Origin of the sequence: uncultured Planktomarina sp., from assembly GCA_943788425.1 — a bacterium.
GTDB lineage: Bacteria > Pseudomonadota > Alphaproteobacteria > Rhodobacterales > Rhodobacteraceae > Planktomarina.
In genome coordinates this window covers 232,438-244,560 of record CALSQF010000006.1, presented here as the reverse complement: position 1 = coordinate 244,560, position 12,123 = coordinate 232,438, and the positions used below count along the sequence as shown (strand labels likewise).

The following is a 12,123-nucleotide window of genomic DNA, read 5'->3' as shown; positions in this document are numbered from 1 at the left end:
CCGATCATGACCGGAACACTGACATGAAACTCACAGCGATATTCACCCAATATCTGCCAATTCTGACTTGGGGCAAAACATACAATCGCGCGTCATTTACCAATGATCTCTCCGCGGCGGTGATTGTGACCATCATGTTAATTCCGCAGTCCTTGGCCTATGCTATGCTCGCAGGCCTGCCACCGCAAATGGGTCTTTACGCATCCATCATGCCCATCACACTTTATGCAGTATTCGGCACAAGCCGATCTTTAGCCGTCGGCCCGGTGGCCGTCGTGTCCTTGCTGACCGCAGCCTCAATCTCACGCATCGCCGCTCCAGGCAGTGAAGACTATATCTTTGCCGCCATCGCCCTGGCCTTTTTGTCAGGCATCTTCTTGGTCGCAATGGGGGTATTTCGCCTGGGTTTCATGGCGAACTTCCTGTCACATCCTGTCATCGCTGGGTTTATCACAGCCTCCGGGCTGATCATTGCTGCCAGTCAACTAAAGGCCATTTTCGGCATTCAGGCCGAGGGCCATAATCTGTTGCAATTGGCAGAGTCTCTTTGGGCATATCGACAGGACATCAATTGGATCACCACCCTGATTGGAGGCCTTACAACAGCCTTTCTATTCTGGGTCCGCAAAGGTTTGCTGCCGCTCTTAGTGATGCTGGGCCTCGCCGAGCCTGTGGCCAAAATCATGGCAAAGACGGGGCCAGTTGCCGCAATTGTCGCCACCACCGCAGTGGTGTGGCTGCTCGACCTGCAAAGCTTGGGCGTAAATATTGTAGGCGCGGTCCCACAGGGTTTGCCGCCCCTCACATTGCCAAAATTTTCACTTGATCTCTGGAGCAGCCTTCTGACGTCAGCCATATTGATTTCTGTCATTGGTTTCGTAGAATCCATCTCCGTAGCGCAAACTCTAGCGGCAAAAAAACGCCAACGTATTGATCCAGATCAAGAGCTGATCGGCCTTGGCGCCGCCAATATTGGTGCGTCCCTTACATCTGGCTTTCCCGTAACGGGCGGTTTTTCGAGATCGGTCGTCAATTACGATGCAGGCGCCGAAACACCAGCGGCCGGAGTCTATACGGCAGTGGGCCTGATCTTTGCCTCCCTATTTCTAACACCCCTCATCTTCTTTCTGCCCAAAGCCACTTTAGCCGCAACGATCATCGTCGCCGTGCTCTCTTTGGTGGATTTTAAGATCTTGGGGAAAGCCTGGCGTTATTCAAAGGCAGATTTCACTGCCGTTGCAGCCACTATGGCTGGAACGCTAGCTGTGGGCGTTGAAACTGGGGTGATCACGGGCGTCTTGGTTTCGATCTTGATCCATCTCTACAAATCCTCACGACCCCATATCGCAACCGTGGGGCAAGTGCCAAATTCGGAACACTACCGAAATATTCTGCGCTACGATGTCATCACCCAACCTCATATTTTATCAATTCGCGTGGATGAAAGCCTCTATTTCGCCAATGCGCGCTTCTTGGAAGATCACCTGTTTGCACGCGCCACACAGCAGCCACAATTGCGGCATGTGGTTTTAATGTGTTCCGCTATCAATGACATTGATATGAGCGCGCTAGACTCCTTAGAAGTGGTAAATGCGCGGCTTCGAGATATGGGCGTGTCCTTCCATCTGTCAGAGGTGAAGGGGCCGGTCATGGACCGATTAACGGGAACGGAGTTTCTTGCGCAGCTCACGGGAGACATTTTTTTGAGCCAAAAACGGGCTATGGACCAACTTATCCCTTTGACTTTAGCCATCTCCACCTATGATGCAGTCATTAAGCTATCACGTTAAGGGTGCATATAATGACATCAGATCCGTTATTCACTGGGCCAGAACTTTGTGGACTTGAAGCCCATGAAATTGTCAACCTGCTGAAAGCCAAAAAAATTTCCTCGGCAGAACTGATAGATGCGGCTGTGGCGCGTATTGACCAGACTGGCCCAATGATCAATGCCACACCCACCCTGTGTGAGGCGCGCGCGCGGGCTGTGGATTTATCAAACCAAGACACCGCCCCGGCCGGTTGTCTGGCGGGCTTGCCGATCACGATCAAAGACCTCAGCGCCGTCGCCAATGTCCGCACAACTTTCGGAACCAAAGGGCTGACGGAATTTATACCGCAACACAATGATCCTTTGGTGGATCAATTGGAACGGCACGGGGCAGTGATTTTGGGCAAAACCAACACGCCCGAATTCGGCGCAGGCGGCAATACATTCAATGATGTCTTCGGACAAACCCGAAACCCTTGGAATACCGCACTCAATCCAGGCGGATCATCAGGCGGCGCGGCAGCCTCTTTGGCCGCAGGGGAAATTTGGCTGAGCCAAGGGTCCGATCACGGCGGCAGCCTGCGCACCCCAGCCGCCTATTGCGGCATCGTAGGTTTGCGCCCAAGTCCAGGCATTGCCGGCGGACCAGGACAGGACACGGCTTTCATTATTGAAGGGGTGCAGGGCCCGATGGCCCGTTCCGTAAGAGATTGCGCATTGTTTTTAGATGCAATGGCAGGTTTTGATCCACAGATCGCGATTTCCTATCCTGCGCCTGAAATTCCCTATCAGGAGGCTGTCATTCGCGCCGAGGGGAAGCTGAAAATTGCCTTTGCCCCGGATTTGGGAGGCTTTGGACAGGTCGATCCCGAAATGGCCCTGCACCTTGCGGCAGTGATGCGACAACTTGAGAAAAATGGCGCCCGCATCGAAGAGACCTGCCCAGATCTTGCTCATCTTGAGCGCAGCTATCACACGCTGCGCGGACTTATGTGGGCCACAGCAGCAAAACGTCTCCCCCCAGAGGTCCAGGCACATTTCAAATCTACCCTGGCTGAAAACACTGCCTTTGGACAGGCGTTGACTATCGAAGATATTATCGCCGCCAATCTGAATCGCTCCATCCTGTTCAACAATATGCTAAGTTTGTTTGAGACATTCGACGTGCTTGCTTGCCCAACGGTGGGTTGCATGCCGCATTTGGCCTCTGAAGAGTGGGTGCGCCATGTGGGCGGTGTTGAGCTGACCAACTATATGGATTGGTTGCGCTTTGCCTTTCTGGCTACAACCACCAGCCTGCCGGCAATATCCGTGCCCGTAGGACGCGGCCCACGCGGCCTGCCGGTGGGGCTGCAACTGATCGGGAAGCCGCGGGGCGAAGCCACGCTTTTGGCCGCAGCGCGCCAGGTCGAATTAACATGCGGCGGCCCACTTGGCCCGATCGATCCCATAATTCCTTCGTAAATTAAAAAAACGCATGTTTTACTGGTCAATGCCGCATTAAGATTTGTATAAAATCACACCAATCGCTGCTCTAGATTCGTCTAGTATATTTTAAATTTTGCAATTTATTTAATGGAATGCCGCCATGTGGCTCGAAGACCCCATAACACAACTTGAGAAAGCCGCCCATGCAGCCTGGCCAGGTGTTTTGGAGGAGGCTCAGCTGCCTATTGTGCGCTGCTCTTATGTGTTGCTGTCAAAACATGAAGAGAAAGATCGGGCCCGTATTTCTTATTTGGTCGAGCACCCAAACCACGGGCTGTTCAAATATCGGCTGCAACTGCGACCCCCGCGCACAGGCCGCCTTTGCCGCGCATTATCTGCGGTTGGGAAAAGCATCTCGCGCCTTTCAACGCACTGGGCGCGTGTCTCTAATCAAACCCATGTGTTTGGATATCGCCAAGCAGCTTGAACTGTTGCAAATGGCTGGAGAATGGTTGGATACTTATCATCGAACCAAAGTCTCTGAGATCCGCATTTTTCAGCCAAAGCATGCGGTGAATTACTACCATGATCTGGGAGAAAAATTCAGTCTGGAGACCTGAAAGTTGTCGCCAAACCTCTTATTTTGAACGGGGTTGAACGGCTATCTGAGCTCGCGGTAAAATATTCCAATTAACAGACTGTATCTGCGGTTCAATATGGCAATTTTCATATGCGCAATCTCATCTTTGATGGCACCTGTTTGACCGGAACCAATATATCAAAAAACCAACCAGCGCCCGTGGGTCATGACATCGCCTGACTGTTGCTTGATTATAAAGCTATTCTTCGCAGCTCCGAAGATCTTGAGAACGGGCAAATCATTCCTGCTGATGCCATAGAGGCCTTTTTTCGGTGGCTATAGGCTTGTAGGCCCCGATGATCCAAGTGTTCAGTTTTTGTCCTATACAAAAATTTTGGGCTCCTTCGTCAGTGTCCCACAGCGACGCAATGATCGCTCCAAAGCCAAACAAAAAATTCTAGAGCGGATGCGCCCTATTGCGCAGGTGGCCTTCGCTTAAACTGATGCACTCGGAATTTTGATCAAGAAGTCAGTGCTCAAGCTATTATTTTGTTGATAGAATCAGTGAAAACCACGACAGTGAGACCTTAAAGTTGCTTGGGTTGACCTCATTTGCATCGTATTTTGAGCATAGGGCTATGGGCTGCGGCCTGCTTTTTCGGGAGCATCGGCACGGCGTTCGCGGATCCCGTCGAGCTGGTTTTGCGCGATGGTTCTTTTTCAGTTTCTGGCACGCTGACCTCATTCGATGGGGAAATCTATCAAATTCAATCCGAGTTTGGGCCATTAACCTTAGCGGCTGAAATGGTGGTCTGCCGAGGGGCGACCTGTCCCACCTTGAGAGCATCACCCGAAAACGTCACATTCTCGGGTGACGGTTCATTGAATTCCGCGCTGCTCCTGCCGCTTATTCAATCCTTTGCAGAACATCAGGGCTATACCTATCAGCTGTCTCAAGAATTGGCGGGCCAAATCACCTTATTTGATCCAAATAATGACGAGGCACATGCGGTTTTTACGCTGTCTGATCGCAATAGCGGGGATGCGATTTTAGATATTTTAAATGACCAGGCTCATTTTGCGTTGATGCTGCGCGACGCGACGCCAGAAGAGCAAGCTGCCCTCAAAAAAGATATGTTCGGTGCCTTGGACCATCCGCAAAACTCTCTGGTTGTAGGGTGGCAAGATCTGTATTTATATTCCCAGCCCAGCAATCCCAACAGGATCATCACCATGAGCCAATTGGTAGCGATGTTAGGTGAGAAGCCCAGGCTTTGGCCACTTGCCGCAGGCAGGCAGTACCCAGCCATTCTCACAGGACAAGAGGATCAAACTTTGGCGCTCAAGCAACTCTTGAGAGTTGTTGATGACATCCGGCCGATGCCGCCCAAGGGCGTACACACCCCCGGTCGCTTAACGGTAAGCACCGATCAGGTGACACAGGACACATTGGTCCAAGTGAGCGTGGGATGCGGTCCACAGGCGATGCCCGCCGAAGTCCAAACCCACGCGCATCCTTTGCAAACGCCGATCTACCTGATCGCCGCACCCAAGAAGATGCAAAACTTCACCCGCGCCTTTTGGGCCTTTTTGCTGACGCCAGAGGCGCAAGACGCGGTGCAGAGGCTGGGTTTCACCAGCCGCAGCCCCGAAAAGACCGAGATTCATGGGCAATCCGGCCTCTTGATTAATGCAATTTTAAACACGGATATGGACATGCGCACTGAGGACTTGCGCCAAGCTGTGCTCAACCTGAATGGCTATGAGCGAATGTCTCTCACCTTCCGCTTTTTAGAGGGTACGCAGATCATGGACGCTGGCTCGCAATCCAACTTCCAGTTCCTCAAACGATTGTTTGTGAATGGATATTTTGAAGGTCGCAAGATCTTGTTTGTTGGTTTCAGCGACAGCCAAGGAAGTGCGGATGGCAATGTGCAAATTTCTCTCGACCGCGCCCGCGCTGTGCGCGCCACCATCGCCACACTGCTAGATGATGCCCAGCTCAGTGACGAGTTTGAGGTTCTCGGATTAGGGGAGGGCTTGCCACTGGCCTGCAATGATACCGCCTGGGGTCAAAATCAAAACCGCCGGGTTGAGATTTGGGTCAAATAAAAGCCCAGCGCTACTCTTATCAAACGCTAGGCTTTGCACTTTATTCTTGACCCTTAACCCCATCCCAAAACCGTTTGACCTTTTTAAAAAAGCCTTGGCTCTCGGGGCTGTTGTCACTTGAGAGCGCTTCAAACTCTTTCAGAATTTCTTTTTGACGCGCTGTCAAATTTACTGGCGTTTCTACCTGTAGCTCAATGAACATGTCGCCCACGCCACCGCCACGCACAGAGGGCATGCCCTTAGAACGCAACCGCATTTGCCGGCCGGATTGGCTACCACTTGGGATCTTAACCCGGCTGCGGCCCCCGTCGATATTAGGCACTTCGATATCGCCGCCCAATGCAGCAGAGGTCATCGACACGGGTACGTTGCAAAACAGATTGTTGCCCTCGCGCTCAAAAATCTGGTGATCTGCCACCTCAATGAAAATATAAAGATCACCTTGAGGTCCTCCGCGTGCACCCGCCTCGCCTTCGCCCGACAGGCGAATGCGCGTGCCAGTTTCGACACCCGCTGGGATATTGACGGACAGCGCCCGGTCTTTTTCAACCCGCCCAGCGCCATGGCAGCTCGAGCATGGGTTTTTGATCACCTGTCCTGCGCCAGAACAGCTGGGGCAGGTACGCTCAACAGTGAAAAATCCTTGTTGCGCGCGTACTTTACCCATGCCCGAGCAGGTGCCACAGGTCGCTGGTTCGCTACCAGAAGCCGCGCCTGTCCCCGAACAATTTGCACAGGACACAGCCGTTGGCACATTAATGGTTTTTTGTAACCCGCCAAACGCCTCTTCGAGGGTAACGCGCATATTATAACGCAAGTCCGCACCACGCGCCGCACGTTGCCGGCCACCGCCACCACGTCCACCCATGAAATCGCCAAAAAGATCGTCGAAGACATCGGAAAAGGCACTAGAGAAATCTCCTTGTCCGCCAGGCCGGCCACCACCGCCGCCGCCCATGCCGTCTTCGAACGCCGCATGACCGTAACGATCGTAGGCGGCCTTTTTATTGCTGTCTTTGAGAACTTCATAAGCCTCATTCGCCTCTTTGAAGAGATCCTCAGAGGCTGGATTATCTGCGTTGCGATCTGGATGAAGCTCCTTCGCCTTGCGACGATAGGCTTTTTTAATTTCCTCCGCCGTGGCCCCTTTCGAGATCCCGAGCGTTTCGTAGTAATCGCGTTTTGACATCTAAACTATCCCCTCTGGAACGGAAAAACCGGCCGACAAAATCGCTGGCCGGTTTAGACTGATCCTTACTTGGCGTTAGGTGCGTTTGTCGCCGTCCAGATCTTCGAAATCTGCATCCAAGATGTCATCATCCGCAACAGGACCATCGTCAACATCGCCATTAGCTTCGGCTTCTTGGCTGGCTTTATAAATCGCTTCCCCAAGCTTCATCGCCGCCTCAGTTACGTTTTGGATGCCAGCTTTGATTTTACCCGCATCTTCTGATTCCAGATCATCGCGCAATGCCGCCATAGCCAATTCAATCGCTTCGATTGTAGTTGGGTCGACCTTGTCGTTGTGCTCTTCCATCGCTTTTTCAGTGGAATGAATCAGGCTTTCCGCCTGGTTCTTAGCTTCCACGAGCTCGCGGCGGTCTTTATCTGCATCCGCGTTGGCTTCCGCATCTTTAACCATAGCCTCGATATCTGTATCTGACAGACCACCCGAAGCTTGGATGGTGATTTTTTGCTCCTTGCCGGTGCCCTTGTCCGTCGCACCAACCGATACGATCCCATTGGCATCAATGTCGAATGTCACCTCAATTTGCGGCATACCGCGCGGCGCGGGTGGAATGCTTTCCAGATTGAACTGACCAAGGATCTTATTGTCAGCTGCCATTTCCCGCTCACCCTGGAACACACGAATGGTCACTGCGTTTTGATTGTCTTCTGCAGTGGAGAACACTTGTGATTTCTTGGTTGGGATGGTGGTGTTGCGGTCGATTAAGCGTGTGAACACACCGCCCAAAGTTTCGATACCCAAGGACAAAGGTGTGACGTCGAGCAAAACAACGTCTTTCACATCACCTTGCAAAACACCGGCTTGAATGGCCGCGCCCATGGCAACAACTTCATCAGGATTCACGCCTTTGTTTGGCTCTTTGCCAAAGAATTTGGTCACTTCCTCAATCACTTTTGGCATGCGGGTCATCCCACCAACCAAAACGATTTCGTCGATATCGCTCGTAGACAGGCCGGCGTCTTTCAGCGCTGCTTGACAGGGCTTCAAAGACGCTTTGATGAGATCGCCCACCAAGCTTTCCAATTTGGCCCGTGTAAGTTTCACGACCAGGTGCAAAGGCTGACCAGATGCCCCGTCCATTGAGATGAATGGCTGATTAATTTCTGTTTGGCTGGAAGAGGACAATTCAATTTTTGCCTTTTCCGCCGCTTCTTTTAAGCGCTGCAAAGCCATTTTATCTTTGGTCAGATCAACGCCATTTTCCTTTTGGAATTCTTCCGCAAGGTAGTTAACGATACGCATGTCAAAGTCTTCCCCGCCAAGGAAGGTATCTCCATTGGTAGATTTGACTTCAAACAGGCCGTCGTCGATTTCCAAGATGGTGACATCGAATGTCCCACCGCCAAGGTCATAGACGGCAATGATTTGCGATTCTTTTTTGTCCAAACCATAGGCTAGGGCCGCAGCCGTTGGCTCGTTTATAATGCGCAGAACTTCAAGGCCAGCAATCTTGCCTGCATCTTTCGTCGCTTGGCGCTGCGCATCATTGAAATAGGCCGGCACGGTGATGACCGCTTGTGAAACATCTTCGCCAAGATAGCTCTCGGCTGTTTCTTTCATTTTTTGCAAAATGAATGCCGAAATTTGAGACGGGGAGAATTGATCGCCCTGTGCTTCAACCCAAGCGTCCCCATTGCTACCACTAAAGACCTTGAAAGGAAGGTTTTTTCTATCTTTTTTCAGATGAGCATCGTCATACCGACGGCCAACCAAGCGCTTTACGCCAAAGACCGTGTTTTCTGGGTTGGTAACAGCCTGGCGTTTTGCAGGTTGGCCCACAAGGCGCTCATTTTCGGTAAAGGCAACAATTGACGGCGTGGTTCGTGCGCCCTCTGCATTTTCAATTACCCGCGGTTGCGATCCGTCCATGATCGACAAGCAGCTGTTTGTTGTTCCAAGGTCAATTCCAATGACTTTAGCCATTTCTTAGCATCCCTTCGCTCTGGCGACACCGAGGCTTTCGGCCCGCAGTACGGCGCCTGTGCCCCAATTAATTCAGCAGTTCATCTAAACTACCAGCTCATCGCGCTATATAGGTGTGTCAAACACCCCCTGCAACCACTTGGAGGCAATGAAATTTGGATTTCATAAAGTTAAATAGGCAAACCACACCAAGCCACACCCTAAGTGTGGGGGGAATATCTGTTTTTAAAGAATTTTTACCCTCAAGCGATCAATTACGGCTAGTCGAGGAGCTACGAGCGGTGGCCGCTCAAGCACCCGTTTTTTCGCCAAAAACAAAATCTGGGAAACCGATGTCTGTACGACTAACGGCCGCTGGTGACTTTGGCTGGTTTTCAGATCAGCGTGGATATCGATATGAAAAGCACCACCCGTCTGGCGTGAATTGGCCAGCAATTCCAGACTCGATCATGGCCATCTGGCGGGCAGTCGCAGGAGAGGTTCCAGACCCAGAATGCTGCTTGATCAATTTCTATGGCGAAGGCGCGCGCATGGGGCTGCATCAAGATCGGGATGAAGCCAATTTTGATTGGCCCGTTGTGTCCATATCTTTGGGGGATGATGCCCTGTTTCGCGTGGGCGGCACCGAGCGCGGCGACAAAACGGAATCAATTTGGCTACAGTCCGGCGATGTTGCGGTGATGGGCGGTCCCGCAAGGCTCAACTATCACGGCATTGACCGGATCAAATTCGGCAGCTCATCTCTTCTAAAAGAGGGGGGACGGCTCAATATCACTCTGCGCGTGGTGCGTTGACGTCCTTATCGAGTCGATCCCCAGCTCATAGAGGCACGTTTTCGGGTAAAAAATTCGCCCATAAGACCCTGGACCACAACAACCAAAGCCACCTTCAATGAATAAGATAAATTGGAGTGCATCGGTGAATAATTGATGAACATCATACCGCGCACTTGGTCCACGCAGTGAAACAAAGGGTTCCAGTCGAACATGACCAACATGAAAGATAGTAATGTATTGGCAACGAATATTTTCCCTGATGCCAGCATATTCACTCGGCGATAGACCATCAAAAGAATATTAACGAGTGGCTGGTGCCAGGGCGTTAAGGCCAAAAACACCATACCAATGGCCACGCCAGTAAACCAGCAAAGCAAAAACACACCGACCAAGCCTATTGAGTTAAAAATATCCACTGGGTTGAAAGCAAGATGGTAAATTAGAAGGATTGTTCCGATGGTAATGGTTTGTTGATATAGACTTTGCAGCGCTGCCGAACATACAGCAATCATCGTATTCATTGGCGCATGTTGCATCATGCCAGAGGTCGGCCCTTCCGCCTTGGACACAGATTGCACAGCTGTATTATTTGTCATGAACATGGCGATGTCTGAAATAATATAGAGCATATAATCGCCCTTGATTGGCGACGTCCTGACCCCCATCAGCTGAAACATAAAATAGAAGGCCATAACAAACACAACCGTCTGAGCCATGGACCCAATCAATCCGAGCACAGCGTTCCAGCCACTGGATTTGCCCATGCTGCGCACTGTGCCAAAATAGACCTGCTCGAAAAAAGTAAGGGTTCCCGATATATCGGAGCGTGTATGGCGAGGTTTAGCAAACATTTGTAGTTTTTCAAAAATATAAAAAAAGTCGAATTGCAACTTTGACGAATGCGCCGTAAGTTACAAGAAAATATGAATTAATTCAACAATCGGGCAAGGAACGTTTAAGTTTTGGATTTTACCGCATTACAACAGGTCATGCGCAGGCTTGCCCTTGAAGCGGGCTGCGCGATCATGGAGATTTATAATGGCCCAGATTTTGAGGTCAAAACCAAATCAGATTCCAGCCCGGTGACCGCCGCCGATGAAGCTGCGGATGCGATTATTTCCGATGGTTTGCAGGCCGCCTTTCCAGATGTCGCCTTAATCACAGAGGAGCAAGCGGACAGCCATTCTTTAAAAGGCACGGAGTTTTTTATCGTCGATCCTTTGGATGGCACAAAGGAGTTTGTCCATCGCCGCGGAGATTTTACAGTAAATATTGCCTATGTGGTCGACGGCACCCCCATTCGGGGCATCGTCTATGCCCCTGCAAAACACAGGTTGTTTTATACAGATGCCCAAGGGCAATCTCGTGAGGAAACTGGCCCATTCGAGTTGGAAAAAATCGGCACCTGCCAAAATATCTCCGTGGCCGTTCCGAACCCTGATGGTTTGCGCGTTGTCGCCTCGAAATCACACAGAGACCCAGCAACAGATGCCTATATTGCAAAATACCCAGTATCCGACTTAAAAAGCGCGGGTTCGTCACTCAAGTTTTGCCTAATCGCAACCGGTGAAGCTGATCTTTACCCACGCGCAGGCCGCACCATGGAATGGGACACAGCAGCTGGGCATGCCGTTTTGAACGGGGCCGGCGGCGGTGTTGTGCGGCTTGATGACCTGACGCCTATGACCTACGGCAAGCATGGCTATGAAAACCCATATTTTATTGCCTTTGCCAAGGGGATAACCTTACAAAAACCATGAGCTCAAAACAAAGACCACATGTGCAGAAGCCACGAGATTCAAAAGATAAAAGTTTACACAACCCTAGGGTGTTGATCCTACGGAAAGCGAGACAATTTAGAAACGTATATATAGTTTTCTTAGATAATTTTAATCTTTCGCCAAAATTTCGGGCGGCTCGACCATAGTAGAAAAATATTTAGAAAAAATGAAACATAAAGTTACCAAAGCTATTTTCCCAGCCGCCGGCCACGGCAGGCGGTTTTTGCCTGCAACAAAATCCATACCAAAAGAAGTTATGAGGTTAGTGGATCGACCACTCGTGCAATATGCGATTGATGAAGCGAGAGCGGCCGGGATCAAAGAATTCATTTTTGTGACCTCACGCGGCAAAGGTGCTTTAAAAGATTATTTTGATGAAGCCCCAGAACTCGAGCGATCCCGTGCATAACCTCCCTCTTCCCGAGCACCCAGATGATCCACCCTTATCACCCACGCAAACTCGCCTATGCTTCGACGAATTCCTGAAATTTCTGAAATTCAAT

9 protein-coding genes and 1 pseudogene are annotated in these 12,123 nt (G+C 50.9%); 7 read left to right on the top strand and 3 right to left on the bottom strand.

Annotated features, from left to right (window positions below; all coding sequences use genetic code 11):
• Window positions 1–23: 23 nt before the first annotated feature.
• The 4 genes from sulP (at window position 24) to ABLW18_RS06870 (ending at window position 5,891) form a co-directional block, all read left to right on the top strand.
• On the top strand, window positions 24–1,790 hold the full coding sequence (gene sulP / locus ABLW18_RS06885) for a sulfate permease (RefSeq protein WP_347824359.1): 1,767 nt from the start codon (window positions 24–26) through the stop codon (window positions 1,788–1,790).
• Between the two features lie 11 nt (window positions 1,791–1,801).
• Window positions 1,802–3,235: an amidase gene (locus ABLW18_RS06880; protein ID WP_347824094.1), complete on the top strand. Its 1,434-nt coding sequence runs from the start codon at window positions 1,802–1,804 to the stop codon at window positions 3,233–3,235.
• 242 nt (window positions 3,236–3,477) lie between these two features.
• A complete protein-coding gene (locus ABLW18_RS06875) occupies window positions 3,478–3,819 on the top strand; it encodes a hypothetical protein (RefSeq protein ID WP_347824093.1) in 342 nt (113 codons plus the stop codon).
• A 572-nt stretch (window positions 3,820–4,391) separates the two neighbouring features.
• The gene (locus ABLW18_RS06870; RefSeq protein ID WP_347824092.1) at window positions 4,392–5,891 is read left to right on the top strand and encodes a phosphate ABC transporter substrate-binding/OmpA family protein; all 1,500 of its coding nucleotides are present in this window, start codon (window positions 4,392–4,394) and stop codon (window positions 5,889–5,891) included.
• A gap of 40 nt (window positions 5,892–5,931) precedes the next feature.
• On the opposite strand, the gene dnaJ is transcribed toward ABLW18_RS06870, so the two are convergent.
• Together dnaJ and dnaK are read right to left on the bottom strand one after the other, a co-directional pair.
• A complete protein-coding gene (gene dnaJ / locus ABLW18_RS06865) occupies window positions 5,932–7,080 on the bottom strand; it encodes a molecular chaperone DnaJ (protein ID WP_347824091.1) in 1,149 nt (382 codons plus the stop codon).
• A 75-nt stretch (window positions 7,081–7,155) separates the two neighbouring features.
• A complete protein-coding gene (gene dnaK / locus ABLW18_RS06860) occupies window positions 7,156–9,063 on the bottom strand; it encodes a molecular chaperone DnaK (RefSeq protein WP_347824090.1) in 1,908 nt (635 codons plus the stop codon).
• 206 nt (window positions 9,064–9,269) lie between these two features.
• Here dnaK and ABLW18_RS06855 point away from each other — a divergent pair, with 206 nt between their 5' ends.
• Window positions 9,270–9,857: an alpha-ketoglutarate-dependent dioxygenase AlkB gene (locus ABLW18_RS06855; RefSeq protein ID WP_347824358.1), complete on the top strand. Its 588-nt coding sequence runs from the start codon at window positions 9,270–9,272 to the stop codon at window positions 9,855–9,857.
• Window positions 9,858–9,862: 5 nt separating this feature from the next.
• Here the strand turns inward: ABLW18_RS06855 and ABLW18_RS06850 are convergent, their stop codons facing one another.
• The gene (locus tag ABLW18_RS06850; protein ID WP_347824089.1) at window positions 9,863–10,690 is read right to left on the bottom strand and encodes an ABC transporter permease; all 828 of its coding nucleotides are present in this window, start codon (window positions 10,688–10,690) and stop codon (window positions 9,863–9,865) included.
• A gap of 111 nt (window positions 10,691–10,801) precedes the next feature.
• Here ABLW18_RS06850 and cysQ point away from each other — a divergent pair, with 111 nt between their 5' ends.
• Complete coding sequence (cysQ, locus tag ABLW18_RS06845) at window positions 10,802–11,599, top strand: 3'(2'),5'-bisphosphate nucleotidase CysQ (protein ID WP_347824088.1); 798 nt, start codon at window positions 10,802–10,804, stop codon at window positions 11,597–11,599.
• Between the two features lie 187 nt (window positions 11,600–11,786).
• Window positions 11,787–12,017, top strand: a pseudogene (locus ABLW18_RS06840) (sugar phosphate nucleotidyltransferase); the annotation flags it as partial.
• Window positions 12,018–12,123 lie beyond the last annotated feature (106 nt).

What these genes read in the sequence shown, in the direction of transcription:
- dnaK (WP_347824090.1), bottom strand. Translation starts at nt 9,063, where the DNA reads ATGGCTAAAGTCATTGGAATTGACCTTGGAACAACAAACAGCTGCTTG.
- sulP (WP_347824359.1), top strand. Translation starts at nt 24, where the DNA reads ATGAAACTCACAGCGATATTCACCCAATATCTGCCAATTCTGACTTGG.
- dnaJ (WP_347824091.1), bottom strand. Translation starts at nt 7,080, where the DNA reads ATGTCAAAACGCGATTACTACGAAACGCTCGGGATCTCGAAAGGGGCC.
- ABLW18_RS06880 (WP_347824094.1), top strand. Translation starts at nt 1,802, where the DNA reads ATGACATCAGATCCGTTATTCACTGGGCCAGAACTTTGTGGACTTGAA.
- ABLW18_RS06850 (WP_347824089.1), bottom strand. Translation starts at nt 10,690, where the DNA reads ATGTTTGCTAAACCTCGCCATACACGCTCCGATATATCGGGAACCCTT.
- ABLW18_RS06875 (WP_347824093.1), top strand. Translation starts at nt 3,478, where the DNA reads ATGAAGAGAAAGATCGGGCCCGTATTTCTTATTTGGTCGAGCACCCAA.